Annotated in this window: 24 protein-coding genes and 1 tRNA gene; 18 read left to right on the top strand and 7 right to left on the bottom strand. The window is 72.3% G+C overall.

Annotation, left to right across the window (positions count from 1 at the left end; translation table 11 throughout):
- Nucleotides 1-207, bottom strand: a 207-nt coding sequence (locus tag ACTIF1_RS24865; RefSeq protein WP_439599152.1) for a hypothetical protein, incomplete at its 3' end; no start/stop codon positions are given.
- 491 nt (nt 208-698) lie between these two features.
- Here ACTIF1_RS24865 and ACTIF1_RS24860 point away from each other — a divergent pair.
- The 8 genes from ACTIF1_RS24860 to ACTIF1_RS24825 all read left to right on the top strand — a co-directional run bounded on the left by ACTIF1_RS24860 (nt 699) and on the right by ACTIF1_RS24825 (nt 8,301).
- On the top strand, nt 699-2,312 hold the full coding sequence (locus ACTIF1_RS24860; RefSeq protein WP_439599151.1) for a sensor histidine kinase: 1,614 nt from the start codon (nt 699-701) through the stop codon (nt 2,310-2,312).
- Nucleotides 2,309-2,914, top strand: a complete 606-nt coding sequence (locus ACTIF1_RS24855; protein ID WP_439599150.1) for a response regulator transcription factor — start codon at nt 2,309-2,311, stop codon at nt 2,912-2,914. Before ACTIF1_RS24860 ends, ACTIF1_RS24855 begins: the two co-directional genes overlap by 4 nt.
- A gap of 229 nt (nt 2,915-3,143) precedes the next feature.
- Nucleotides 3,144-3,488: a hypothetical protein gene (locus ACTIF1_RS24850; RefSeq protein ID WP_439599149.1), complete on the top strand. Its 345-nt coding sequence runs from the start codon at nt 3,144-3,146 to the stop codon at nt 3,486-3,488.
- Nucleotides 3,489-3,548: 60 nt separating this feature from the next.
- Complete coding sequence (locus ACTIF1_RS24845; RefSeq protein WP_439599148.1) at nt 3,549-4,202, top strand: hydrolase; 654 nt, start codon at nt 3,549-3,551, stop codon at nt 4,200-4,202.
- 7 nt (nt 4,203-4,209) lie between these two features.
- Nucleotides 4,210-4,446 carry a DUF1427 family protein gene (locus ACTIF1_RS24840; protein ID WP_439599147.1) on the top strand — a complete coding sequence of 79 codons (237 nt, stop codon included), beginning with the start codon at nt 4,210-4,212 and terminating at the stop codon, nt 4,444-4,446.
- Nucleotides 4,443-6,311, top strand: a complete 1,869-nt coding sequence (locus ACTIF1_RS24835) for an amidohydrolase (protein ID WP_439599146.1) — start codon at nt 4,443-4,445, stop codon at nt 6,309-6,311. Before ACTIF1_RS24840 ends, ACTIF1_RS24835 begins: the two co-directional genes overlap by 4 nt.
- Complete coding sequence (locus ACTIF1_RS24830) at nt 6,308-6,697, top strand: DoxX family protein (RefSeq protein ID WP_439599145.1); 390 nt, start codon at nt 6,308-6,310, stop codon at nt 6,695-6,697. Before ACTIF1_RS24835 ends, ACTIF1_RS24830 begins: the two co-directional genes overlap by 4 nt.
- Nucleotides 6,694-8,301 (top strand): MFS transporter, encoded by a 1,608-nt coding sequence (locus tag ACTIF1_RS24825; protein WP_439599144.1) that lies wholly within the window; start codon nt 6,694-6,696, stop codon nt 8,299-8,301. Before ACTIF1_RS24830 ends, ACTIF1_RS24825 begins: the two co-directional genes overlap by 4 nt.
- Here the strand turns inward: ACTIF1_RS24825 and ACTIF1_RS24820 are convergent.
- The gene (locus ACTIF1_RS24820) at nt 8,267-8,887 is read right to left on the bottom strand and encodes an alpha/beta hydrolase (protein ID WP_439599143.1); all 621 of its coding nucleotides are present in this window, start codon (nt 8,885-8,887) and stop codon (nt 8,267-8,269) included. The genes ACTIF1_RS24825 and ACTIF1_RS24820 overlap by 35 nt on opposite strands.
- Nucleotides 8,888-8,936: 49 nt before the next feature.
- Nucleotides 8,937-9,860 carry a ring-cleaving dioxygenase gene (locus tag ACTIF1_RS24815; RefSeq protein WP_439599142.1) on the bottom strand — a complete coding sequence of 308 codons (924 nt, stop codon included), beginning with the start codon at nt 9,858-9,860 and terminating at the stop codon, nt 8,937-8,939.
- A 180-nt stretch (nt 9,861-10,040) separates the two neighbouring features.
- Here ACTIF1_RS24815 and ACTIF1_RS24810 point away from each other — a divergent pair, with 180 nt between their 5' ends.
- The 3 genes from ACTIF1_RS24810 (at nt 10,041) to ACTIF1_RS24800 (ending at nt 12,281) form a co-directional block, all read left to right on the top strand.
- The gene (locus ACTIF1_RS24810) at nt 10,041-10,931 is read left to right on the top strand and encodes a LysR family transcriptional regulator (protein WP_439599141.1); all 891 of its coding nucleotides are present in this window, start codon (nt 10,041-10,043) and stop codon (nt 10,929-10,931) included.
- A 247-nt stretch (nt 10,932-11,178) separates the two neighbouring features.
- Nucleotides 11,179-11,358, top strand: coding sequence for a hypothetical protein (locus ACTIF1_RS24805; RefSeq protein WP_439599140.1), 180 nt, complete (start codon nt 11,179-11,181; stop codon nt 11,356-11,358).
- A gap of 128 nt (nt 11,359-11,486) precedes the next feature.
- A complete protein-coding gene (locus ACTIF1_RS24800; protein WP_439599139.1) occupies nt 11,487-12,281 on the top strand; it encodes a cytochrome c oxidase assembly protein in 795 nt (264 codons plus the stop codon).
- 168 nt (nt 12,282-12,449) lie between these two features.
- Here ACTIF1_RS24800 and ACTIF1_RS24795 read toward each other — a convergent pair whose 3' ends face one another.
- The 3 genes from ACTIF1_RS24795 to rpoD all read right to left on the bottom strand — a co-directional run bounded on the left by ACTIF1_RS24795 (nt 12,450) and on the right by rpoD (nt 17,205).
- Nucleotides 12,450-13,730 carry a DUF2254 domain-containing protein gene (locus tag ACTIF1_RS24795; RefSeq protein WP_439599138.1) on the bottom strand — a complete coding sequence of 427 codons (1,281 nt, stop codon included), beginning with the start codon at nt 13,728-13,730 and terminating at the stop codon, nt 12,450-12,452.
- Nucleotides 13,731-13,840: 110 nt separating this feature from the next.
- Nucleotides 13,841-15,274 carry a protein adenylyltransferase SelO gene (locus tag ACTIF1_RS24790; RefSeq protein ID WP_439599137.1) on the bottom strand — a complete coding sequence of 478 codons (1,434 nt, stop codon included), beginning with the start codon at nt 15,272-15,274 and terminating at the stop codon, nt 13,841-13,843.
- An 80-nt stretch (nt 15,275-15,354) separates the two neighbouring features.
- Complete coding sequence (gene rpoD, locus ACTIF1_RS24785) at nt 15,355-17,205, bottom strand: RNA polymerase sigma factor RpoD (protein ID WP_439599136.1); 1,851 nt, start codon at nt 17,203-17,205, stop codon at nt 15,355-15,357.
- A gap of 336 nt (nt 17,206-17,541) precedes the next feature.
- Between rpoD and ACTIF1_RS24780 the strand changes: the two genes are divergently transcribed.
- From ACTIF1_RS24780 to ACTIF1_RS24750, 7 genes are all read left to right on the top strand, one after another.
- Complete coding sequence (locus ACTIF1_RS24780) at nt 17,542-18,600, top strand: type III polyketide synthase (RefSeq protein ID WP_439599135.1); 1,059 nt, start codon at nt 17,542-17,544, stop codon at nt 18,598-18,600.
- A gap of 1 nt (nt 18,601) precedes the next feature.
- Nucleotides 18,602-19,297, top strand: coding sequence for a methyltransferase domain-containing protein (locus tag ACTIF1_RS24775; protein WP_439599134.1), 696 nt, complete (start codon nt 18,602-18,604; stop codon nt 19,295-19,297).
- Complete coding sequence (locus tag ACTIF1_RS24770; RefSeq protein WP_439599133.1) at nt 19,294-20,379, top strand: NAD(P)/FAD-dependent oxidoreductase; 1,086 nt, start codon at nt 19,294-19,296, stop codon at nt 20,377-20,379. Before ACTIF1_RS24775 ends, ACTIF1_RS24770 begins: the two co-directional genes overlap by 4 nt.
- Nucleotides 20,380-20,436: 57 nt before the next feature.
- Nucleotides 20,437-20,509 (top strand) — tRNA-Glu (locus ACTIF1_RS24765).
- Nucleotides 20,510-20,718: 209 nt separating this feature from the next.
- Complete coding sequence (locus ACTIF1_RS24760; RefSeq protein WP_439599132.1) at nt 20,719-21,345, top strand: calcium-binding protein; 627 nt, start codon at nt 20,719-20,721, stop codon at nt 21,343-21,345.
- Nucleotides 21,346-21,535: 190 nt separating this feature from the next.
- Nucleotides 21,536-22,039: a YciE/YciF ferroxidase family protein gene (locus tag ACTIF1_RS24755; protein WP_439599131.1), complete on the top strand. Its 504-nt coding sequence runs from the start codon at nt 21,536-21,538 to the stop codon at nt 22,037-22,039.
- Between the two features lie 174 nt (nt 22,040-22,213).
- A complete protein-coding gene (locus tag ACTIF1_RS24750) occupies nt 22,214-22,723 on the top strand; it encodes a ferritin-like domain-containing protein (protein ID WP_439599130.1) in 510 nt (169 codons plus the stop codon).
- On the opposite strand, the gene ACTIF1_RS24745 is transcribed toward ACTIF1_RS24750, so the two are convergent.
- Complete coding sequence (locus tag ACTIF1_RS24745) at nt 22,720-23,964, bottom strand: response regulator (RefSeq protein WP_439599129.1); 1,245 nt, start codon at nt 23,962-23,964, stop codon at nt 22,720-22,722. The two genes, ACTIF1_RS24750 and ACTIF1_RS24745, sit on opposite strands and share 4 nt — an antisense overlap.

The following is a 23,964-nucleotide window of genomic DNA, read 5'->3' as shown; positions in this document are numbered from 1 at the left end:
CGCCCCGCCCAGCGCCCGCAGCCGGGTGGGCTCGCGCAGCGCCCGCAGGGCGGCGGCGAGGCCGGCCTGGCGGGGCGCCGGCGCCCAGCGCGGCAGGCTGCTGCGCGGCCCGGCCGCCATGCCGGGCAGGATATCCGGCCCGCTCGTCGCCGGGGCCGCGCCCGGCGCAACGGGCTCGGCCGGCCACAGGGAGAAGACCTCCTTCATCCGAAGATGCCTGTGGCGGCCCGTGCCGCGCGGAAGCGGGCGGGCCGGCGGGCAGGGGGGTGGGAAAGCGGCATCGGGGCGGATCGGATGTCCCTCGGGGTGGGGCGGCGCGGGTCGTCGGGCCCCGGCCCTGGGGGGCTCGGCGCGTAGGGACCCGAAGCTACCGCGCCGTGGCCATCCTGCGCGACAGGGAAGGGCGGCGGCGCGGCGGCACGGCTCCGGCGGCGCGGCCGGCGGGTCACCGAAGGCGGCACCGGCCCGGCCTCCGGAACGCGGGCCGCGGGGCGGCTCCCCTTCCGCCTTGTCGTGCAACCAGCAGCATCATCCTTCGTTCCTGGCCCACGCCCCATTGAAGGCCGCAACCCGGGCGGAGGCAATCATACGAAGGTATGCCGCCCCCCTGGCCGGGGCAGCGTCCCTGGGCTTTCGTGACAAGGCCTTCCGAATCAGGCAGTTTGCGCCGCGCGGCGGACGGAGACGGCGGTTTGGGTATGGTCCGGCAGGATGAGCAGCCCTCCCTCCTCTCGACCAGCCCGCCCTCCGCCGCGCAAAAGCGGCTGGCGGGCGGCGTCATGGCGCTGCTGCTGCTCGGCATGGCGCTTGCCGCGCCGCATGCACTGATCCCGCTGCCGGGCTCCGAGGAACTGCTGCCCGCCTATGCCGCGGCGCTGGCGGTGATCGAGCTGGTCACCGGCGCGTTGCTGCTGGCGCTGTTCTCCGTGCACCGCCTCCTCGCGCTCATGCTGCTGGCGGCGGCCTATCTCTTCTCGGGCCTCATGGTGCTGCCCTGGGCGCTGACCTTCCCCGGAGTCTTCGAGGCCATCGGCGTGCCGCCGGCCGGGCCGCAGGCCACCGCGACCATCGCGGCGGCGCGCCGGCTGGGCTTCGCGCTGCTGCTGTTGGCCTATGCCGTTCTGGCCTGCCGCAAGGCGCCGGCCGTGGCGCCCCGGCACAGCGGCCGCGTGATCGCCGCCTGCATCCTGGCGGTGACGGTGGCGACGGCGGGGCTCGTCGTGCTGATCCTGCGGCATGAGCCGCTGCTGCCGCGCTTCATGCTGGAGGCCGGCACCATCTCGGTGAACTGGACCTATTTCGCCATCCTCGCCGCCGTCATCTATGCCGCGGCCTTCGTCATCCTTCTGCTGCGCGGCTGGTCCGTGCTGGATCTGTGGCTGACCGTGGTGGCCTTCTCGCTGCTGATCGACATCTCCATGCTCAGCTTCATCAGCGGCGGGATGCGGCTCAGCCTCGGCTGGTGGGCGGGGCGGCTCTATGGCCTGGTGGCGGGCATGGTGGTGCTCTTCGTGCTGCTGGCGCAGACCACGGCGCTTTCGGCACAGCTTGCCCGCATGGTGGCGGCGGAGCGCCGGGTGCGGGAGGCGCGGCTGCTGTCGCTGCAGGCGCTGTCCGCCTCCATCGCGCATGAGGTGAACCAGCCGCTCGCCAGCATGGTGACCAATGCCAATGCCGGGCTGCGCTGGCTGCTGCGGGACCCGCCGGACCACGGCGAGACCCGCGCGGCGTTGGAGCGGATCGGCCGCGACGGCCTGCGCGCCGGCCGCATCATCGAGGGCATCCGCGCCATCTTCCGCAAGGGCGAGCAGGATCGCGCCGCGCTGGACCTGAACCGCCTGCTGCAGGAGGTGCTGGCGCGCTGCGAGGCGGAGGCGCGCCAGCACGGCGTAGCGCTGCAGCTGCGCCTGGACGCCGGGCTGCCGCCGGTGCATGGCAGCGCGGCGCAGCTGGAGCAGGTGGTGGCCCACCTGGCCAGCAATGCGCTGGAGGCGATGTCGCAGGTCACCGGCCGGGCGCTGCTGCTGCGCGTGACCAGCCGGCCGGGCCGGGAGGGTGAGGTGCAGGTCTCCTTCGCCGATACCGGGCCGGGCGTTGCGGAGGAGCAACGGCGGCATATCTTCGAGCCATTCTTCACCACCAAGCCGGAGGGGACGGGCATGGGCCTGACGTATTGCCAGTCGATCCTGGAGGCGCATGGCGGCCGGCTCTGGGTGGAGGACAATGCGCCGGACGGCGCCATCTTCCACTTCACCCTGCCCATCCACGCCCCGACCGCCGGGCGGGCCTGGACCCAGGGAAGCGCGGCATGACGCCGGTGGTCTATGTCATCGACGACGACCAGGCGATCCGCGAATCGCTGCAGAGCCTGCTGCGCTCGGTGGGGCACGAGGTGCAGGCGCATGCCTCGGCGCGGGATTTCCTGGCCGCGCCGCGCCGCGATGCGCCGGGCTGCCTGGTGCTGGATGTCCGCCTGCCCGGGCAGAGCGGCCTGGAATTCCAGCGCGCCCTGGCGCAGCTCGGCCTGCCGCTGCCGATCGTCTTCATCACCGGCCATGGCGATGTGCCGATGTCCGTCGCGGCGATGAAGGCGGGCGCCATCGAATTCCTCACCAAGCCCTTCCGCGACCAGGATCTGCTGGATGCCGTGCATCGCGGCATCGCGCTCAGCGAGGCGCGGCGCGACGACCTGGCTGCGCTGGCCGTGCTGCAGGCGCGCTATGCCACGCTGACGCAGCGGGAGCGGGAGATCATGACCATGGTCGCCGCCGGGCAGCTGAACAAGCAGGTGGCGGCGGAGCTGAACCTCAGCGAGATCACCGTGAAGGTGCATCGCGCCCAGGCCATGGCGAAGATGCAGGCGCGGTCGCTGCCCGAGCTGGTGCGCATGGTGGACCGGCTTTCCGCGGGTTAGTTCGCGCCGACGATACCTTCGTATAGGGAGGCCGGCCGCGGCACCGGATGCCTTGCGCGCCGAAGCGGCGCGCGGGGCGACCCCTGCGTGGCGGAAGGCACAGGCCCGGGCATACCACCGCATAATTGTTTCAAACCGGGGTGGCTCGGCATCGTCCACCCCGCATCGGAACCCCTCCGGTGCAGGCCTCCGGCGCCGCCGGGCCTGATCCCCCTGGAAGGAACATCCGATGAGGTCTCTCCCGATCCTGGCCGCCGCCGCGCTGGCCGTCTCCGCCGCCGCGCTGCCCGCTTCCGCGCAGACGCTGATGAGCTGCCAGGTGCAGGAAGTGCGCGGCTCCGGCGAGAATACCGAGGTCGTCTACAACATGAACTGCCAGCCCGTGGTCGGCGGCGACGCGACGCGCGTGGAAGCCACCGGCATGGGCGAATACCGCGTGACCTACGGCAATGGCCGCCCGGCCTTCGGTGGCGGCCCGGTCTATATCCTGCGCTTCAACAGCGAGCTCGGCGCCCCCGGCGAGACCCGCTACGGCGCGCCGCTCGACGGCAATCCGGGCACGGCCCGCCGCTGAGCCAGCCTGCCGGAGGCGCTGCCTCCGGCACCCGCCGCCCGCAATCCAAGGACACCCCCGATGCCCCAAGCCAAGCCCGTCGCCGGTGCCCGGCTGCTGACGCCCGCCGACCACACGCTGGTGATGATCGACTTCCAGCCGCAGATGGCCTTCGCCACCAAATCCATCAGCGCCATCGAACTGCGCAACAACGCCGCCCTGCTGGCCCGCGCCGCGCGTGGCTTCGGCGTCGCCACCATCCTGACCACCGTCGCCGCCAAGGGCTTTTCGGGGCCGATGTTCGACGAGGTGACGGCCCCCTTCCCTGGCCAGGCGCTGCTCGACCGCACCAGCATGAATGCCTGGGAGGATGCGGCTGTCATCGAGGAGGTCAACCGCCTCGGCCGCTCGCGCATCGTGCTCAGCGGGCTCTGGACCTCGGTCTGCATCGTAGGCCCCGCGCTCTCCGCCCGCGACCAGGGTTTTGACGTCTATGTCGTGGGCGATGCCTGCGGCGATGTCTCGGCGGAGGCGCATGACCGCGCGATGGACCGCATGGTGCAGGCCGGCTGCGTGCCGATGACCTCGCTGCAATACATGCTGGAGCTGCAGCGCGACTGGGCGCGGGCCGAGACCTACGACATGACGACCGGCGTCGCGCGCCAGCTCGGCGGCGCCTATGGCCTCGGCATCACCTATGCGAAGTCCATGTTCGGCGCCAGCGAAGGGCATTGAGACGCAGATGGCGCCCTATCTCATCTCGACGCTGCTCGGGCTCGGTGTGGGCGTCACCTATGGGCTGTTCGGCGTGCGCTCCCCCGCGCCGCCGGTGATCGCGCTGCTCGGCCTTCTGGGGATGCTGGTGGGCGAGCAGGCGGTGGGCTGGTGGCGCGGCCATGTCGACCTGGCGCAGGCCGTCTCCCGCATCTGCACGCATGGCACGCACCAGGCCAGGCCGGAAGGAAAGCAGGACACATGACCGAAGGGCACGACCTCATCCTGGTCAATGGCCGCTTCACCACGCTGGACCGCGCCAACCCGGCGCCGGAGGCGGTGGCCATCCGCGACGGCCGCTTCAGCGCGGTGGGCGAGCTGCGGGATGTGCGCGACGGTGCCGGCCCCGCGACGCAGGTGATCGACCTCGGCGGCCGCCGCGCGATCCCCGGGCTGATCGACAGCCACATGCACATCATCCGCGGCGGGCTGAACTACAATATGGAGCTGCGCTGGGACGGCGTGGCCAGCCTTGCGGATGCCATGGCGATGCTGCGCGCGCAGGTGGCGGTGACGCCGCCGCCGCAATGGGTGCGCGTCGTCGGCGGCTTCACGCGCCACCAGTTTGCCGAGCGTCGCCTGCCGACGATCGAGGAGCTGAATGCGGCAGCACCCGACACGCCCGTCTTCATCCTGCATCTGTATGACCGCGCGCTGCTGAACGCCGCGGCGCTGCGCGTGGTCGGCTACACGAAGGACACGCCGGATCCGCCCGGCGGCGAGATCCAGCGCGATGCTTCAGGAACCCCCACCGGCCTGCTGCTGGCCCGCCCCAATGCCACCATCCTCTATGCCACGCTGGCGCGCGGCCCCAAGCTGCCGCCGGAGTATCAGCTGAACTCCACCCGGCATTTCATGCGGGAGATGAACCGCCTGGGTGTCACCGGCGTGATCGATGCGGGCGGCGGCTTCCAGAACTATCCCGAGGATTACGAGATCATCCGCAAGCTGCATGCGGAGGGCGAGCTGACGCTGCGCATCGCCTACAACCTCTTCACCCAGAAGAAGGGCGAGGAAGTCGCCGACTTCAGGCGCTGGGCCGGACTGGTGCAGCCGGGGCAGGGCGATGACAGCCTGCGCCACAATGGAGCGGGCGAGATGCTGGTCTTCTCCGCCGCCGATTTCGAGGATTTTCGCGAGCCGCGTCCCGAACTGCCGGTGGAGATGGAAGCCGAGCTGGAGCAGGTGATCCGCGTGCTGGTCGCCAATCGCTGGCCCTGGCGCCTGCACGCCACCTACAACGAGACCATCACCCGCGCGCTCGACGTCTTCGAGCGCGTGAACCGCGACATGCCGCTGGAGGGCCTGCACTGGTTCTTCGACCATTGCGAGACCATCAGCGACCGCAATATCGATCGCGTCGCGGCGCTCGGCGGCGGCATCGCCGTGCAGCACCGCATGATGTACCAGGGCGAGGATTTTCTCGAACGCTACGGCGCGGAGGCCACGGCGCATACGCCGCCCATCGCGCGCATGCTGGCCAGCGGTGTGAAGCTCGGCGCGGGCACGGATGCGACGCGGGTGGCCAGCTACAACCCCTGGGTCTCGCTCGCCTGGCTCGTCACCGGCCGCACGCTGGGCGGGCTGCGGATGTATCCGCCGGCGAACCGGCTGGATCGCGAAACGGCGCTGCGGTTGTGGACCGACCGGAACACCTGGTTCTCGACGGAGGAAGGCAAGAAGGGAAGGATCGAGGTCGGGCAGCTCGCCGATCTCGCCGTGCTCTCCGAGGATTTTTTCAGCGTGCCGGAGGAGCGGATCCTGCATCTGGAATCCGTGCTGACCCTGCTCGGCGGCAAGGTGGTGCATGGCGCCGGCGACTTCGCCGACATGGCGCCCGCGCTGCCTGCGGCCATGCCGGACTGGTCGCCGGTGCGGCGCTTCGGCGGCTATCAGCGCGGCGCGCCGCGGCTGATGGCGGATGATGCGGCAACGGCGGCCGCCTGCGGCTGCGCCAATGCCTGCGCAGTGCATGGCCATGCCCATGGCCGCGCCTGGGGCGCGCAGGCGCCGGCCGCCGATGCCGCCGGCTTCTGGGGCGCCTTCGGCTGCGGCTGCTGGGCGGTATGAGGGCGCTGCTGGCGACACCCTGGCTGCCGCGCCTCGCGCTGCTCGGACTCTGTGCCGCCTATCTCCAGGGCGGGCTCACCAAGCTGCTCGATTTTCGCGGCGCGGTGGCGGAGGCCGCGCATTTCGGCCTGCCGCTGCCAACGCTGACCGCCGCGCTGACCATCCTGCTGGAACTCGGCGCCAGCGTCCTGGTGCTCTCCGGCCGCCATCGCGCAGCCGGCGCGCTGGCCCTGGCTGGCTTCACCCTGGCCGCGACCTTCATCGCCAACCGCTTCTGGGCGCTGCCCGAGGGCCATGAGCGCTTCATGACGGCCAATGCCTTCTTCGAGCATCTGGGCCTCGCCGGCGGCTTCCTGCTCGTCGCCTGGTGGGACGCAAGGCGATGAGCGAGCCCGGCGCCTTCGCGCCGCTGCGCCACAAGGTTTTCGCGGTGCTGTGGACGGCCACCGTGCTCGGCAATATCGGCACCTGGATGCGCGATGTCGGCAGCGGCTGGCTGATGACCTCGCTCGCGCCCTCGCCGGTGATGGTGGCGCTGGTGCAGGCGGCGAGCACGCTGCCGGTCTTCGTGCTCGCGCTGCCGGCCGGCGCACTGGCGGATCTGATGGACCGCCGCCGGCTGCTGATCGCCGTACAGGCCTTTCTGGGACTCGTCGCGCTGGCCATGGCCGCCATCACCCTGCTCGGGCTGATGACGCCCTGGCTGCTGCTGCTGCTGGTGCTGGCGGGCGGGGCCGGCGCGGCCCTGGGCGCGCCCGCCTGGCAGTCCTCGGTGCCCGAGATGGTGCCGCGCGCCGATCTGCGGCCGGCCATCGCGCTGAACTCGCTGGGCGTGAATGTCAGCCGCGCCATCGGCCCGGCGCTGGGCGGCGTCCTCGTCGCCACGCTGGGCGTGGCCGCCACCTACCTTGCGGACGCCATCAGCTACGTCATCGTCATCGCAGCCCTGCTGTGGTGGAAGCGCGAGGCACCGGTGGTGGAGGGGCCGCGCGAAAGCCTGCCGGGCGCCATGCGCGCCGGGCTGCGCTATGCGCTGCATGCCCCCGCGCTGCGCCGCGTGCTGCTGCGCGCCACGGTCTTCTTCGCCGCCGGCGCCGCGCATTGGGCGCTGCTGCCGCTGCTGGCGCGGCAGACCCTGGGCGGTGGGCCGGGGCTCTACGGCGTCATGCTGGCGGCGATCGGCCTCGGCGCCATGCTGGGCGCGGTGCTGATGCCCTGGCTGCGCGCCCGGCTGGGCGGGGCGGAGGGGCTGATGCTCTTCGGCGCGCTTGGCAGCGCCGCGGCCCAGGCCGGTCTCGCGCTGGTGGGCAGCGACCTGCTGGCTGTCCTGCTCTGCGGCCTGGCCGGCATCGCCTGGATCACCGTGCTGACCACATTGAACGCGACGGTGCAGGCGGTGCTGCCGGACTGGGTGCGCGGCCGCGGCCTGGCGCTCTACCTCACCGTCTTTGCGGGCGCGATGGCGCTCGGTAGCCTCGGCTGGGGGCAGGTGGCCATCTGGCTCGGCATTCCCGGCGCGCTGCTGGCCGCCGCCGCGCTGGGCGTGGCGGCCATGCTGCTGGCCCGCATCCTGCCGCTGCCGGCGGGGGAGGCGGCGCTCGATCCCTCCCGCCACTGGCCTGATCCGCATGGGCTGGTGCCGGAGACGGCGGAGCAGGGGCCCGTCGCCATCCAGCTGGCCTATCGCGTCGACCCGGCGCGCCAGGCCGCCTTCCTCGCCGCGATCCGCCCGCTGGGCCGCATCCGCCGCCGCGACGGCGCCCTGGCCTGGTCCGTCTTCGTCGATGCCGGGGATCCCGGCCGCATCGTCGAATGGTTCGTACTGGCGAGCTGGGCGGAGCATCTGCGCCAGCATGGCCGCGTCACCCTGGCCGACCGGGCCGTGCAGCAGGCGGTGGTCGCGCTGCATGAGGACGATGCGCCACCGCAGGTGACGCATCTGCTGGCCCTTGCCGCTAAAGCTGCGCCACCCAGTCCCGCACCAAGCTGAGATCCTGCTGCGACAGGCCATGGCCCGCCGGCAGGTCCCGATGCGTCACGCTGGCGCCGGCGCCCTGCAACTGGCTGGCCAGGGCGCGGCTGTTCGCCGCCGGCACGATTGGGTCCATCAGGCCCGACAGCAGCAGCACGGGCGTGCCCTTCAGGTCGCCGGCCGGCGCATCGGCGAAGGGCACCATGGCGCGCAGCAGCGCGGCGCCGCGCAGCAGGCCGGGATGGCGCAGCAGCAGGGCGGCGGCGATATTCGCGCCATTGGAGAAGCCCAGCGCGACCAGCGGCGCCAGGCCATGGCGCTGCTGCGCGTCGCGGATGAACGCGGCCAGCTCGTCGGTGCGGGCCCGCAGATCCGCCTCGTCGAAGACGCCTTCCGCAAGGCGGCGGAAGAAGCGCGGCATGCCGCGTTCCAGCACCTGGCCGCGCGGGGAGAGCAGCGCGGCGCCGGGCGCCACGATGCGGCCCACCGGCAGCAGGTCCGTCTCATCCCCGCCGGTGCCGTGCAGCAGCAGCAGCAGCAGCGGTGGGCGGGTGGCGTCGGTGGCGGGTTCGTAGTGGTGGATGAAGCCGGTCGTCGTGCTCATCATGCGCACTCCTTGGCGCCCCCGCCGCAAGGGCGGGGGCGGTGATCCGTCAAACCAGTTCGGGCAGCGCGGATTCGATCGCGGCCCGATGCGTCTCGAGAAAGGCCGGCAGCTTCAGCATGGTGCCGAGGCTCTCGGCCGGCTCATCCACGTCGAAGCCGGGGATGTCGGTCGCGATCTCGAACAGCACATGGCCGGGCTCCCGGAAATAGACGGAGCGGAAGTAGTTGCGGTCCTTCTGCTCCGTCGTGTGCAGCCCGTGATTCGCTGCCAGCTTGCGCACCATCTCCGCCTCCGCCGCATCATCCGCCGCGCGGAAGGCGAGGTGGTGCACCGAGCCGCGGCCGAGGCGCGCCGGCAGGAAGCCGCCTACCTCCTGCAGGTCGACGATGCCGCCGATCGCCGTGCCCTCCGCCTGGTAGCGCGTGACGCTGCCCTGCCGCGCCACCTCGGCGAAGCCGAAGACATCGGAGAGGATGGCGCCGGTCGCTGCCGTGCGATCCAGCATCAGCGAGACGCTGTGGAAGCCGCGGATCGCGTATTCCAGCGGCACCTCGCCATTGTCCCAGGCGGGCTCGGCCTCGATGCCCGGCACGCCGGCCAGCGCCAGGCGCATGCCATCCGGGTCGCGGAAGCGCAGCAGCGTCTCGCCGAAATGCTGGGCGCGCTCCACGCCACAGGACTGCAGGCGGCTGGTCCAGAAGCCGATGGCCGAGAGCGGGATGCGGAACACCGTCTCCTGCAACTCGCCGGCACCGGCGCGGCCGGGGGCGGCGTGTTCCCAGGGGAAGAAGGTCAGGATGGTCCCCGGGCTGCCGGCGGCGTCGCCGTAGTACAGGTGGTAGGCGCCGGGGTCGTCGAAGTTCACCGTCTTCTTCACCAGGCGCAGGCCGAGGGTGCGGGTGTAGAAGTCCAGGTTGTCCTGGGCGCGGCCGGCGATGGCCGTGACATGGTGCAAGCCGTTGCGGGTCATGTGGATCATCTCCTTGTGGAACGCATCGGCGTTCCCTTGGCTGGAGAGTTAGGCCCTGGCCTGGCGCCGGAGAAGCGCGAACCGATTGCGTGGATGCAAGGATGCGATTGCATTCAGGCAGATGACATTGCGTCTATCCCGCGCAACCCGCATCCTGCCGCGGCTGAAGGGAGGCTCGCGATGCTGGCCTGGGACGATATCCGCTTGATCCGCGCGGTGGCGGAAACCCGCAACCTGCCCGCCGCCGCCGCGCGTCTTGGCCTCGACCACTCGACCGTCTTCCGCCGCCTGCGGCAGGTGGAGGCGCAGCTGGCGACGAAGCTCTTCGAGCGCCATCGCAGCGGCTATGCCCTGACCCCGGCCGGGGAGGAGATGGCCGCGTTGGGCGCGCGGATGGAACAGGACATCAGCGGCGTCACCACCCGCATCCTCGGCCAGTCCATCGCGCCGAGCGGCGAGGTGCGGCTGGCCACCAGCGACAGCCTGCTGGCGGAGCTGCTGATGCCCATGCTGCTGCGCCTGCGGGCGCGGCACCCCGGCATCCAGCTGGATCTCGTCACCGGCAATGCGGCGCTGAACCTGTCCCGGCGCGATGCCGATATCGCGCTGCGGGCGACGGAACAGCCGCCGCCGACGCTGGTCGGTCGCCGCGTCGCGCGCATCGCCTGGGCACTCTACGGCACGGCGGGGCAGGCGGGCACGGCGCGGCCGGATTGGGTCGGGCTCGGTGACAACCTGGCGGGCCTGCAGGTGGTGCAGGCGCTGCGCGAGGTGCCGCCCGGCCGCCTGGCCGGGCGGTTCGACACGGTGCTGGGCCTGGCCGGGGCGGTGGCGGCCGGGCTGGGCATCGGCCATCTGCCCTGCTTCCTGGGCGATGCCTGGCCGGTTCTGCAGCGGCTTGCACCGCCGGAGCCCGCCTTCGCCTCCGACCTCTGGCTGCTGACGCATCCCGATCTGCGCCAGGCGCCGCGCATCCGCCCGGTCATGGATCTGCTGGCCGAGGAGATCGCGCTGCAGCGACCGCTCATCGAGGGCGAGAGGCCTCGCCTCGTCGAGCCTGCGGATTCATGATGAAATCACGGCAGTTGCGGTGAGCGGCTCGAATCGGGACAATTTCGGCGGTAGAGCCAAGGCCGGGTGGCAGGATTCGTCCGGTTCCAGGCGGCGTCTGCTCCCATGCATCGCCGCAATCACTTATCTTCTATTTTAGATTTTTTGCGTGGACGAGTCATTCCGTTAAATTATGCTCCCTCCCGGTGGCTGTCCTGTATCAGCCGGGAGGTGACCTATGGGATCCAGTGTCGAAAATCCCGCAGCCGTGCGGCCGCGCCCCGCCTCCGATGCGGAATTGGCCGAGCTGATCGAGATCTGGCGGATCCTGTCCCCCCATGAACGCCGCAAGCTGCTGGTGCAGACCCGTGCCGTGGCGGGGGCGGAGTCGGGCGCCGAGCCAGCCCTTCATCCCGCGATCGAGTTGACGCGGCCATCGCGTTTGTGAAGGCCGTGCTGCGGCTGCGGCGCGCCGCCGCCGACAGGCGAAATCATCCCCGGGACGGAACCAGCATGCGGCAGCACCGTTGCCGGCGGATGCAAGCCAAGAATGTCGCAGCGCACCGGAGTCGACCATTGGCCGCCGGCGCCGGCCTGACCCTCGGCGGCTGGCCACTGGCGGCGCTGGCGGTGCCCTTCTGCGGCCCGCCGCCGCTGCCGGGGGAGGCGGGCTGGAACACGCATCCGCTGCTGCTGGCCGGACTGGCGCTGGGTGCCCTGCTGCTGCTCGCGCTGGCCCGGCGCTTCCCGGATCCGCGCGGCACCAGCGCCACCTGGCCGTTGCTCGGCTGGCTTGTCCTCGCGCTCGCGCTGGCCTCGCCCATCTGCAGCCTCTCGGTCGCGCTGTTCAGCCTGCGGGTCACGCAGCATCTCCTGGTCGTGCTGGCGGCGGCGCCGCTGCTGGCCATGGCGGTGATGCGGCTGCGCCTGGTGGCCCGGTCCGGCATCGGCCTGCCGGCGGCGTTTTTCGCCGGCCTGCTCTGGCTCTGGCACGCGCCCGGCCCCTATGCCGCGACCTTCGAGGCCGATGGCATTGCCTATTGGCTGATGCATGGCTCTCTGGCCTTCAGCGCCACCTGGTTCTGGGCGGCGCTGCTGCGGCACGGGCCCGGACGGCCGCTGGCCGCGGTGGTCGGCGCGCTGGCGACCGCGATCCAGATGGGCGTGCTGGGCGCGCTGCTGACCTTCGCGCCCCGCGCGCTCTATGCCGTGCATGCCCCGGATGTGACGCTGCCCTGGGGCTTCACCCCGCTGGAGGACCAGCAGCTGGGTGGCCTGCTGATGTGGGTGCCGGGGGGGCTGCTCTTCGTGGGGGTGCTGGCGGCCGGCCTGGCCCTGGCGATGCGGCAGGCAGCGCCGGCCGGGCGCTGAAGACGCAGAACCTGACCCAGAAGATCGGCGGGTCGGTCCAGTGCGGCTTTTCCGCCCTGGCGGCGTCCGACAACTGGCCGATGCAGCCAGCATCGGCGGCGTTGCCATCCTGGCCAGGTCAGAAAATCCGCGACCGGACCTCAGCCGCCGACCTTATGGGTCAGGTTCTCAGCAGGCGGCGACTGCCGCCGCGTGCCGCTCGCGGATCGCCTGCCGCACGGAATCCTCCGTCGCCGCGTGCAGCGCCGAATCGGCGGCCATGTCCGCGTGGCGGCGCAGCGTGGCGCGGCGCCTTGGGTCCCGCTCCACGGTCGCCACCACCTCCAGCACCTCCAGAAGCCGGATCATCACCGCCGCCTGGCCGGCGCCGCCCTGGCGCATCATGTGGAACATGGCATCCGCCAGGCCGTCGTAATCGGTGGCCGGGCGCGCCAGCCGCAGCCGGCCTTCCCGATGCAGCTGACCGCTCGGCAGGCCGCGCCCGGCCAGGCCGCACAGCGCCGCGCCCAGCCGGTCCAGCACGGCGATGGCGGTGAAGGGATCGTTGATGCCGGGCGAGAGGGCGCGCAGCCCGATCTCCACCAGCTGCCGCACGGCGAATTCCAGGTCCTGCTCCACGCTGCGCGCATCGCCCAGGACCATGGCCTCCGCCAGCCGCGCCTGCGCCTCCCGCTGCTTCGCGGCGGGGGTGACGCAGCCCACCTCGCTGCCCGGAAAGACGAAGCCGCCGGCGCGGACCTCCAGCAGCAGCACCGCATCCTGCTCCGCCGCCCAGTCGGCCAGCGCCGCCTCGTCCAGCACGCGGAGATAGCCGCTGCCGGGCGCGCGCAGCGGCGCGGCATCCCTCGGACGCTCCACCGCCTGCACCGCCCCGGGCGGCTCCCCCGCCGCCTTCTCCAGCGCCGCGGTCAGGTCCTGCTGCACCAGCGCCACCACCCGATCCACACTGATCGAGGCTGCGACATGGTGCAGGAACCAGATCAGCACGCCGATGCAGGCGAAGGCGAGCAGGAGCCCCACCGAGACCGCGATCTGCGGCACGAAGGCGCCTTCCTCCGCCTCATGCACCGAGCGCAGCGCGACGAGGGCATAGGCGAAGGTCGCGACCAGGGCGCCGAGCGCATACTGGTTGCCGGCATCGCGGGTGAAGTTGCGCAGCAGGCGCGGGCCCATCTGGTTCGAGGCGAGGGTCAGCGCCGCGACGGTGATGGAGAAGGTGGTGCCGGCCACGCCGATGGTGGCCGCCGCGACCACGCCCAGCACGTCCCGCGCCCCCGCGGTGCCGCCGGCATAGACCCAGCCGGTCAGCCAGGCCGGCATGTCCACCACGCCCTCCAGCCGCACCAGCGCCTCCGCCAGCACCACGCTGGCCAGCGTCATCGCCGCCGGGCGCAGCCAGAAGGAGGCGAGAAGATCGGCCCACCACTGCCGCAGCCGTGCTGCCCCCAAGATCCCGTCCCCCCGATCATCCGCGGGTGTAACGGGCCCGGGCCTGCGGGGTTCACGGGGTCGCGACCAGGCTCAGCCTGCCATCGGTCCTGCGGAGCGAATGGCCGGCCTCAGGTGCCGCAGAAGGTCGCCAGCACCCGCTCCTCCGGCCGCGCCGGCATGGCCAGGCGCGCCTGGGCGGGCTGCTCCTCGCAGGGATTGGCCAGGACCTCGACCAGCGTCTCGAAGGGCGTGAAATCTGCGCGCGTCACGGCGGCGGCGATGGCTTCCTCCACCAGGTGATTGCGCGGGATGACGGCGGGGCTGGCCGCGCGCATGGCCGCATCCGGCAGGCCCGCGCGCGCCCTCCGTGCGGTCCAGGCGGTGGCCCAGGCGTCGAAGGCGCTGGGATCCGTGAACAGCGCGCGCGCATCATCCGGCTGCGTCGCCAGCGCCCGGAAGGTCAGGGTGAAGTCGGCCTGGTTGGCCGCCATGCGGGAGAGCAGGTCCTGGATCAGTTCCAGATCCTCCGCCTCCGCCCCGGCCAGGCCGAGCTTGGTGCGGAACACGTCCAGCCAGGCGGACTGGAAGGTGGGGGCGAATTCCGCCAGCGCCGCCTGCGCGACCTCCACCTGCGCCGCCTCGCCCTCCGCCAGCAGCGGCAGCAGCGTCTCCGCCAGCCGGGCCAGGTTCCACTGCGCGATCCGCGGCTGGTTGGCATAGGCGTAGCGGCCGGCATGGTCGATGGAGCTGAAGACGGCGCCGGGGTCGTAGGCCTCCATGAAGGCGCAGGGGCCGTAGTCGATGGTCTCGCCGGAGACCGTCATATTGTCGGTGTTCATCACGCCATGGATGAAGCCGAGGCCGAGCCAGCGCGCCACCAGCGACGCCTGCCGCGCCACCACGCCCTGGTAGAAGGCCAGCGCCGGGCGTTCCGCCTGGGCGGCGGCGGGATCGTGCCGCGCGATGGCATGGTCCAGCAGGATCCGCACGGCTTCCTCGTCGCCGCGGGCGGCGAAGTACTGGAAGGTGCCGACCCGGATATGGCTGGCGGCCACGCGGGTCAGCACGCCGCCGGGCAGGGGGGTTTCGCGCAAAACCTCCTCGCCGGTGGCGACGGCGGCCAGCGCGCGGGTGGTGGGCACGCCGAGGGCGGCCATGGCCTCGCTGACGATATATTCGCGCAGCACCGGGCCGAGCGCGGCGCGGCCATCGGCGTGGCGGGAGAAGGGGGTGGGGCCGGAGCCCTTCAGCTGGATATCGCGCCGCTGGCCGTCGCGGTCCACCACCTCGCCCAGCAGCAGGGCGCGGCCATCGCCGAGGCGGGGGGTGAAGTGGCCGAACTGGTGGCCGGCATAGACCTGGGCCAGGGGTTCGGCGCCCTCCGGGATCGCATTGCCAGCCAGGACTTCGGCGGTCAGCGCGGCGGGGTCGATGCCCAGCTGGGCGGCGAGCGCCGTATTCAGGCGGATCAGGCGCGGGGCGGCGACGGGGGTGGCCGGCTGCCGCGCGAAGAAGCGGTCGGGCAGGCGGGCATAGGAATTGTCGAAGGGGATGGGGGCCATGCAGGTGGCTCCTTGTACGAAACGCGCAGCGCGGACCCCCCACCCAACCCTCCCCCCTGAGTGGGGGGAGGGCTTTGAGGTCAGGCCTCCAGGAAGCTGCGGAGGGCGCGGCCCTGGTTGGACTGGCGCAGCTTGCCGAGCGCCTTGGCCTCGATCTGGCGGATGCGCTCGCGGGTCACGCCGAAGGTGCGGCCGACCTCCTCCAGCGTGTGCTCGCTATTCATGCCGATGCCGAAGCGCATGCGCAGGATGCGCTCCTCGCGCGGAGTCAGGTCGCCCAGCACCTTGCCGGCGGCGTCCCGCAGCCCGGCGCGGGCCGCGGCATCGAAGGGCAGGATCGCGTCCTTGTCCTCGATCAGGTCGCCGAGGCGGGCATCGCCCTCCTCGCCGATCGGCGCCTCCAGGCTCACCGGCTCCTTCGCCAGGCCCTGCACGGTGCGCACCTTCTCCAGCGGCATGCCGAGGCGGTTGGCCAGCTCCTCGGGCGTCGGCTCGCGGCCGGTCTGCTGCGCCAGGCGGCGGCCGGTGCGGACGACCTTGCCCACCGTCTCCGTCATATGGACGGGCACGCGGATGGTGCGGGACTGGTCCGCGATGGCGCGGGTGACGGACTGGCGGATCCACCAGGTGGCATAGGTCGCGAACTTGAAGCCGCGGCGCCAGTCGAACTTCTCCACCGCGCGCATCAGGCCCAGGCTGCCTTCCTGGATCAAGTCGCCCAGCATCAGGCCGCGATTGCGGTACTTGCGGGCGATATAGACCACCAGGCGCAGATTGGCGCGCGTCAGCTCCTCCCGCGCCCGGCGCATGTCGCGCTCGGCGCTGGCGGCCTCCACATGCAGGCGGCGCAGCTGCGGCGCGGTCAGGCCGCATTCGGCCTCGATGCGCTCCAGCTCGGCCCGCACATCCACCAGGCCGGCCTTCAGGTCGCGCAGGCCGGCGCCCTTGGCGGCGCCCTCCAGCCGCGCGGTGGCGCCGGCGGCGCCGCCGTTCCACAGCTTCAGGAAGTCGCCGCGGCTGATGCGCGCGGCTTCCGCCAGGCGCAGGGCGCGGCCATCCAGCATCATCAGCGCGCGGTTCGCATCGCGCAGCCGCTCGATCAGCTCCTCGATCCGGGCCGGGCGCAGCCGCAGGCCGGTGACCAGCGCCACCGCCTCCGTCCGCGCCTTGGCGATCGCCGCGGCCTTGGCGGAGGCAGCGCCCGCGGCGCGCAGGGCGGCCAGGCCCTCCAGCGCAGCATCCAGCGCGGCCAGCGCCTCCGGCTTCAGCCGGGCGTCGATCGTCGCATGCGGCAGCTCGGCGGCGGCATCCTCGCCCTCCGCCGGGGCTTCCAGCAGCGTCTCCTCGGGCAGGTTGGCGGCGGCGGTCGCCTCCAGCTCGATCACGTCGCGCAGCGGCATGCGGCCGGCGGCAATGGCATCGCGCCAGGCGGTCAGCGCCGCGGCGGTGGTCGGGCTTTCGCAGAGCGCGGCCAGCATGGCGTCGCGCCCGGCCTCGATGCGCTGGGCGATGGCGATCTCGGCCTCGCGCGTCAGCGGCTCGGCCACGCCCATCTCGCGCAGGAACAGCGCGACTGGGTCGTCCGAGCGGCTGGCGGCGGCGGCCGCGGCCGCGCTGATATTGCGCCCGGCCGGCAGGCCATCGGCCGTCTCGCCGGGCTCGTCCGCGGCCAGCGAGGGGCTCTGCGCCTCCTCGTCATCGACATTGCCGGAGCGCGCATCGTCGCCCCCGACCGCGCCGAGGCCGAATTCCTCCAGCAGCGAATTGGCGGCGTCCTCGATCTCGTCCATCGGCAGAGGGTCGGAGACCAGCTCCCCGTCGAAGGCGTCGTGATCCGGCAGGCCGGGCAGGGCCGTGGCGGCAGCGTGGTCGAAGGGGCGCGCCCCGTCTTCCGCCATCTCGTCCCGATCGGTCGCCTTGCGTGCGAACATGCCGTCCATCTGTCGATCCGCTCCGCTTCGCCCCAAAGGGGGGCCGAAGACTCTTCAACTTGTCACAAACCCCCACCCAATGGCGCATCCCCGCCCCTGCCGGGGGTGCCGGCAGGCGGGGAGGTCATCGGAAGGGGGACGCGCCGCCATGACGGCGAGTGGCCCATATGGGTGTCGGGGCCCGCGCGGACACCCCTTATCGGAAGAAACCGGGCTTTTGTCCCGGCTTTTCTGCATGGCTCGACCGCGAGCTTGGGGCACCGGCCCCAGGGACCATGGCAGCAGCGTGATACGCCGGGCCCTGGTGCCGCATCCCCGCATCCCAACCTGTGGGAGATGAAGGAAGTCTTTATCAACCGTATCGCGACCGCGGTGCCGCGCCACCAGGTGCATGGCGCCTTCCGCGCCTTCGCCGCCGCCCAGGCCCTGGGGCGGGACCGCCGCGCCTTCGCCCGGATGGCGGCGCGGGCGGATATCGCCAGCCGCCATTCGGTGCTGGAGCCTTCCGCGCCGGAGGGATCCGGCACCGTCTGCGGCTTCTACCGCCAGGGCGGCCGCTTCCCCACCACCCGCGCCCGCATGGCGCGGTGGGAGGCGGAGGCGCCGCCGCTCGCCGAGCAGGCGCTGCTCGATCTCGGGATGGAAGGCGAGGGGCCCGGCATCACCCACCTCATCGTCGCCACCTGCACCGGCTTCGTGGCGCCGGGGCTCGACCGGCAGATCATCGCCCGCTTCGGCCTGCCGCTGCAGGTGGAGCGCAGCACGGTGGGCTTCATGGGCTGCCAGGCCGCGATCAATGCGCTGAAGCTGGCCCGGCACGTGGTGCGCAGCGAGCCCGAGGCGCGCGTTCTGGTGGTCTGCCTGGAGCTCTGCACGCTGCATCTGCAGGATACGGCGGCGCTGGAACAGTTGCTGTGCTTCCTGCTCTTCGCCGATGGCTGCGCCGCCGCGCTGGTGACGGCGGAGCCGGTGGGGCTGCGGCTGGAGGGCTTTGCCAGCCAGGTGATTCCGGCGGCGGCGGACCAGATCACCTGGCGGATCGGCGATGCCGGCTTCGACATGACGCTGTCCGGCATGGTGCCCTTCACCCTGGCGCATGCGCTGCCCGATCTGGCGCCGGCGCTGCATGGCGGGCGCGGCCTGGCCGGGACGCGGCACTGGGCGGTGCATCCCGGCGGGCGGTCCATCCTGGACGCCGTGGCGCATGGGCTGGACCTGCCGGAGGAGGCGCTGGCCACCAGCCGCGCCGTGCTGTCGGAGCATGGGAACATGTCCTCCGCCACCGTGCTCTTCGTGCTGGCGCGGATGCTGGCGGCGGGGCAGCCGGGGCATGGCTGCGCGCTCGCCTTCGGGCCGGGCCTCTCGGCCGAGGCCATGCGCTTCGAGCTCGGCTGAGATGCCGCGCAGCCAGGCCGCCGAGATCATGGACGACCCCGGCCAGGCGGCGGCGGATTTCGACGCCGCACTGGCCGACCTGGCGCGCATCAACCGCATGACCTTCGCCACCGCGCCGCTGCTGCGCTTCCTGGACCGGGTGGCGGCGGAGCGGCCGGGCGCGCCGCTTTCGGTGCTGGATGTCGGCGCCGGTGGCGGCGATGCGCTGCGGGCCATGGCGGAATGGGGCACGCGGCGCGGCCTGGCGCTGGATCTCTGGGGGCTGGACCGCAGCCCCTGGGCCGAGCGGCACGCGCGGGCCAAGGCCACCCCGGCGCGCTGGATCACCGCGGATCTCTTCGACCTGCCGTCGGAGCGGGGCTTCGACGTCATCGTCTGCGGGCTTTTCGCGCATCACCTCGATGACGCGACGCTCGTCCGGTTCCTGCGCTGGCTGCCGGCGCATGCCCGCCGGCGCTGGCTGATCCTGGACCTGCATCGCCACCCCATCCCCTGGGCGGCCGTCTGGGCCGGCACGCGGCTGCTGCGCATGCACCCCATGGTGCGGCATGACGGGCCGGTCTCCGTCGCCCGCGGCTTCCGCCGCGCCGACTGGTCCCGGCTGATCGCGGAGGCCGGGGTCGCGGCCAGGCCGCGCTGGGTGCTGCCCTTCCGCTGGGCGGTCGAGGGGCCAGGGGGGGAGGGGCCAGGGGGATGAGCGGCCGCACCCTGATCCTCGGCGGCGGCCCGGCCGGGGCGGCGGCCGCCATCACCCTGGCCCGCAGCGGGGACGCGCCCCTGCTGGTGGAGCGGGCGGCGGTGCCGGCCGAGAAGGTGTGTGGCGAATTCCTGGGGGCCGATGCAGCCGCGCTTCTGGAGGGGCTGGGGCTGGACCTGGCGGCCATGGGGGCGGTGCCGATCCGCACCGCGCTGTTCGGCGCGGGCCGCCACCGCAGCCAGATGCCGCTGCCCTTCGTCGCCTGGTCGCTGCCGCGCCTGCGCCTCGATGCCGCGCTGCTCGACCTGGCTGCGGCAGCAGGGGCCGAGCTGCGCTGCGGTGTGGCGGCAGTGGCGGCGGAGGCGCATGCCGGCGGCTGGCGCCTGCGCCTGGCCGATGGTGCCCGGCTGGAAGGCGCGCGGCTGGTGCTGGCCACCGGCAAGCACGAATTGCGCGGCCTGGCCCGCCCCGCCACCGGCGGCGCGCTGGGCCTCAAGCTGGCGGTGGAGGGGGTGGAGCTGGGCGAGGCCATCGCCCTGCTGGCCTGCCGCGGCGGCTATGCCGGGCTGCAGCCGCGCGCCGGCGGCGGCGCCAATCTGTGCCTGGCGCTGGCCCCCGGCACGCCGGGCCTCGCCGAGGCGGCGCGCGACCCGGCCGCGCTGCTGGCGCATGTGGCGGAAGGCTCGGCGCTGGCGGCCGGGCTGCTGCGCGCGGCGCGCCCCGGCTGGCCGCGGCCGCTGGCAGTGGCGGGCGTGCCCTATGGCTATCTGCACCGGGGCGGCGCGGGGTCCCCCGGGTTGTTCCGGGTCGGCGACCAGGTGGCGGTGGTGCCCTCGCTCTGCGGCGATGGCATCGCCATGGCGCTTGCCTCCGGCCAGCGCGCCGCGGCGGCGATCCAGGCCGGGCGGGGCGCGGCGGCCTATCACGCGGCCTGGGCCGGCGCCGTGGCGCCGGGGATGCGGCTGGCGGGGCTGGCCGATGGGCTGATGGCGCGCGCCCCCTGGGCGCTGGTCCGGGGTGCGGGCGCCTGGCCGCGCCTGGCCGGCTGGGCCGCGCGCGGCACGCGGATGGGGCTGGCCTGAGGCGCAAAGGGGTTGACCGCGGGCGGTCCGGACGCCATACGCCGCCCATCCAAGCCTGTCCCGTTCGTCTAGAGGCCTAGGACACGGCCCTTTCAAGGCTGTAACACGGGTTCGAATCCCGTACGGGGCATTCCTCCTTCCCGGGGGCAGGCGATCGTCCTTCGCCGATCAGCGCAGGCCCACCTGGCTTCCACGCCGCCGATCCCGTTCGGCGCGACGCATCTCCTGCCTATCGAGCCCATAGGACGGAGCGCGCTTCCGTGCGGCCTGCCGCTGCCATACGGTCGCGTATCGATTGCGCCGGCATCGGTCCGGATATCGCGCAAGAAGGAGGACGAGATGTCGCAGCCCATTCCCCTGAAGGATGCTGGTCTCAGCAAGGTGACGGGGGGCGCCTATCAGCAGGCCGGCGCCGGCAATGATTCGGTGAATGGCACGGCGGGGAACGACATCCTCTTCGGCGGAGGCGGCCACGACAGTATCTCAAGCGGCGCCGGCGAGGACCAGGTCAACGGCGAGGCGGGGAATGACACGATCCATGCGGGCGCCGGCAGCGACTATGCCTATGGTGGCGCGGGTCACGACCTGATCAATGGTGGCGCGAGCGCCGACCAGCTGTATGGCGAGGACGGCGACGATTTCCTCGATGGTGGCGAAGGCGATCGCGCGGCCGATCTCGCCTTCGGCGGCCAGGGCGCGGACACCTTCGTCTGGGCGCCTGGCGACGGCAACGATCAGTTCCATGGCGGCGCAGGGCAGGACACCCTGAACGTCTACGGCCTGAGCCTCAGCGACCTGCAGGCGGCGCTGCGGCTGGAAGGCAATACCAACCTCCAGATGCAGGTGCGGGGAAACATCATCACCTTCACCGATCCCAGCGGCAGCCCGGCCAGCTTCAGCGGTGCCATCACCGTGGGTGGCGAGACGATGCGCTTCACCGACATCGAGAAGATCCGGATCGGATAGCTCGTCCAGGAGGGAATGCGCCAGGGCGCTGCTGCCCGGATGCATCGCGCCCGGCGCTGCGGCGGCGCCTCGTTCCGCTGCGCCGCCAAACCACGGGAGGTTCCCCGCGTTGATCTGCCATGCCCGGCCTGCGCCGCCCCCGATCCGGGCCGCGGCCCGGTGGGGTGCGCATCACCGAAGGAGCCTTCGCATGGGCCTGTTCTCGAAATCCATCAAGACGCTCGACGACCTCTTCGTCCATACGCTGCAGGACATCTATTACGCGGAGCAGCAGATCGCGAAGTCGCTGCCGAAGATGATCGCCAAGGCGAGCAACCCGCAGCTGCAGCAGGGCCTCAAGGCGCATCTGACGGAGACCGAAGGCCAGATCCGCCGGCTGGAGCAGGTCTTCCAGATGCATGGCCAGCCGGTGAAGGGCACCACCTGCGCCGCGATGGACGGCATCCTGGAGGAGGCGCAGGACATCCTCGGCGTCGCCAACGACAACGACGTGCTGGATGCCGCCATCATCTCCTCCGCCCAGGCGGTGGAGCATTACGAGATCACCCGCTACGGCACGCTGGTCGCCTTCGCCAAGCAGCTCGGCCGCCAGGATTGCGCCGCGGTGTTGCAGCAGACGCTGGACGAGGAACATGCGGCCGACCGCAAGCTGACCGCCATCGCCGAAAGCCGCGTCAATCGCGACGCGGCCTGAGCAGCGGCCCGGCGGGCGGCGCCCGCCGGGCGAGGCGGCCCCCACTTCCACGACACCGCCTGGGGCCGAAGATGCTCACCCCCTCGTCATGCGACGGGATGGCACGGCGGCGCGTCGGTCATCGGCGGGCGCGAGCGCTCCGGTGGGCCATCCCGGGACATGCGGGAGACGACCATGCAGAAGGATTATCGCGCAACCTATGTCGCCGGCCTGGTCAATGCGCGTGCGCTGGAGACGGAGGCGATCCAGATCCTGTCGCGGCAGGTGGAGCGCCTTGAGAACTACCCCGAGATGGAGGCTGCGCTACGCCGCCATATCCGGGAGAGCGAGGTGCAGCGCGACCGGCTGGACGAACTGCTCTCCTCGCTCGGCACCTCCAGCTCCGGACTCAAGGACCTAGTGACCGGCTTCGTCGCCAATCTTGCCGCCATCGGCCATGCCGTGGCGCCGGACGAGGTGCTGAAGAACGCCATGGCGAACTATGCCTTCGAACACTACGAGATCGCCGCCTATCGCGCGCTGATCGCCCTGGCGGAGCTGGCCGGGCATGCCGATGCGCATGCCGTCCTCGACCTGTCGCTGCGGGAGGAGGAGCGGATGGCGCAATGGTGCCACGACAACCTCGAATCGGTGACGCGGCGCTACGCCCAGCTGCGCGCGCAGGGCGAAACCGCCGGAGTCTAGCCGGCGGCGGGCGGCGGTGCGGGCAGTTCGATCCGCGCTTCCGTGCCGCCCTCGGCCAAAGGTTGCAGCAGCAGCCGGCCCGCATGCGCCATGGCGACGCGGCTGGCCAAAGCGAGGCCGAGCCCCGCCCCGGGCCAGGCGCGGGTCAGCGACATATCCGCCTGCAGGAAGGGCGTGCCGAGCTGGTCCAGCAGTCCGGGCGGCAGCCCCGCCCCGTGGTCGCGCACCCGCAGCGCGATGCCCCCCTGCGGCAGCGGCAGGGCCGCCAGCTCCACCACCTCGCCGACCGGGCTCGCCTTGATGGCATTGTCGAGCAGTTGCCCCGCGGCGGCCGAGAGCAGCCTGAGGTCACCCGACAGCATCAGGGCCGGATCGCCCACCGGCATCACCAGCCGCACGCCGCGCGCCTCGGCCGCCGGCTGGTGGCGCGCCATCACCCGGCCCAGCAGCCGTTCCGCCGGCTCCGGCAGCCCCGGCGAAAGGCCCCGCCCGTGCTCCAGCGCCACGATGTCGAGCGCGCCCTCGATCAGCGAAAGCAATCGCTCCGCCCCGGCATGGATCAGCCGGCCGTAGTCGCGCACCTCCGCCGCCGGCAGGGCGGCGTCGCCGGCCAGGATCTCGGAGAAGCCGAGGATGGGAATGAGCGGGGTGCGCATCTCGTGCGAGATCACCGCCAGCAGGTCGTTGCGCATCCGCTGGCTGGCGGCGAGCGCGCTATTGGCATCCTCCAGCCGGGCGGAGGAGGCGGTCAGCCGCTCGAAGAGGCGGGCGCGCTCGGCCTCCGCGGCGCGGATATGCACCTCCACCTCGGCATCGCGGATGGCGCGGGCGCGGCGCTGGCGGCTGCTGGCCAGCGCGCGTTCCACCACCATCGCCACCTCGTTCAGCCGCAGCGGCTTCTGCACCAGGTCGAAGGTGCGGGCGCGCAGCGCGCTGAGCGCGACATCGGCGGTGGCGCCGCCGGTCAGCAGCACCACCTCCAGCGCCTCCGCCTCGGAACGCCCGCGCAGCAGGTCCTCGGCCAGGGCGAGGCCGGTCTGGCCCGGCATGCGGACATCGGACAGCACGACGCCGATGCTCGGGTCGGCCTCGACCCGGGCCTTCGCGGCTTCGGCATTGTCGGCGCCCTGCACCTGGAAGCCGCGCTGCGTCAGCGCGCGCAGCAAAAGATCCACGATCGGTCGCTCGTCATCCACGACAAGGATGGTCAGCGCCGGCGCCTGAGGCGGGGCGGAGGTCAT

It is taken from the genome of Falsiroseomonas sp. (assembly GCF_051860665.1).
Taxonomy (GTDB): Bacteria; Pseudomonadota; Alphaproteobacteria; order Acetobacterales; family Acetobacteraceae; genus Falsiroseomonas.
The sequence above is the reverse complement of the archived record's forward strand: the minus strand, read 5'-3'. Positions and strand labels throughout refer to the sequence as shown.

What these genes read in the sequence shown, in the direction of transcription:
- ACTIF1_RS24860 (WP_439599151.1), top strand. Translation starts at nt 699, where the DNA reads ATGGTCCGGCAGGATGAGCAGCCCTCCCTCCTCTCGACCAGCCCGCCC.
- ACTIF1_RS24855 (WP_439599150.1), top strand. Translation starts at nt 2,309, where the DNA reads ATGACGCCGGTGGTCTATGTCATCGACGACGACCAGGCGATCCGCGAA.
- ACTIF1_RS24850 (WP_439599149.1), top strand. Translation starts at nt 3,144, where the DNA reads ATGAGGTCTCTCCCGATCCTGGCCGCCGCCGCGCTGGCCGTCTCCGCC.
- ACTIF1_RS24845 (WP_439599148.1), top strand. Translation starts at nt 3,549, where the DNA reads ATGCCCCAAGCCAAGCCCGTCGCCGGTGCCCGGCTGCTGACGCCCGCC.
- ACTIF1_RS24840 (WP_439599147.1), top strand. Translation starts at nt 4,210, where the DNA reads ATGGCGCCCTATCTCATCTCGACGCTGCTCGGGCTCGGTGTGGGCGTC.
- ACTIF1_RS24835 (WP_439599146.1), top strand. Translation starts at nt 4,443, where the DNA reads ATGACCGAAGGGCACGACCTCATCCTGGTCAATGGCCGCTTCACCACG.
- ACTIF1_RS24830 (WP_439599145.1), top strand. Translation starts at nt 6,308, where the DNA reads ATGAGGGCGCTGCTGGCGACACCCTGGCTGCCGCGCCTCGCGCTGCTC.
- ACTIF1_RS24825 (WP_439599144.1), top strand. Translation starts at nt 6,694, where the DNA reads ATGAGCGAGCCCGGCGCCTTCGCGCCGCTGCGCCACAAGGTTTTCGCG.
- ACTIF1_RS24820 (WP_439599143.1), bottom strand. Translation starts at nt 8,887, where the DNA reads ATGAGCACGACGACCGGCTTCATCCACCACTACGAACCCGCCACCGAC.
- ACTIF1_RS24815 (WP_439599142.1), bottom strand. Translation starts at nt 9,860, where the DNA reads ATGACCCGCAACGGCTTGCACCATGTCACGGCCATCGCCGGCCGCGCC.
- ACTIF1_RS24810 (WP_439599141.1), top strand. Translation starts at nt 10,041, where the DNA reads ATGCTGGCCTGGGACGATATCCGCTTGATCCGCGCGGTGGCGGAAACC.
- ACTIF1_RS24790 (WP_439599137.1), bottom strand. Translation starts at nt 15,274, where the DNA reads ATGGCCCCCATCCCCTTCGACAATTCCTATGCCCGCCTGCCCGACCGC.
- rpoD (WP_439599136.1), bottom strand. Translation starts at nt 17,205, where the DNA reads ATGTTCGCACGCAAGGCGACCGATCGGGACGAGATGGCGGAAGACGGG.
- ACTIF1_RS24780 (WP_439599135.1), top strand. Translation starts at nt 17,542, where the DNA reads ATGAAGGAAGTCTTTATCAACCGTATCGCGACCGCGGTGCCGCGCCAC.
- ACTIF1_RS24775 (WP_439599134.1), top strand. Translation starts at nt 18,602, where the DNA reads ATGCCGCGCAGCCAGGCCGCCGAGATCATGGACGACCCCGGCCAGGCG.
- ACTIF1_RS24770 (WP_439599133.1), top strand. Translation starts at nt 19,294, where the DNA reads ATGAGCGGCCGCACCCTGATCCTCGGCGGCGGCCCGGCCGGGGCGGCG.
- ACTIF1_RS24760 (WP_439599132.1), top strand. Translation starts at nt 20,719, where the DNA reads ATGTCGCAGCCCATTCCCCTGAAGGATGCTGGTCTCAGCAAGGTGACG.
- ACTIF1_RS24755 (WP_439599131.1), top strand. Translation starts at nt 21,536, where the DNA reads ATGGGCCTGTTCTCGAAATCCATCAAGACGCTCGACGACCTCTTCGTC.
- ACTIF1_RS24750 (WP_439599130.1), top strand. Translation starts at nt 22,214, where the DNA reads ATGCAGAAGGATTATCGCGCAACCTATGTCGCCGGCCTGGTCAATGCG.
- ACTIF1_RS24745 (WP_439599129.1), bottom strand. Translation starts at nt 23,964, where the DNA reads ATGACCTCCGCCCCGCCTCAGGCGCCGGCGCTGACCATCCTTGTCGTG.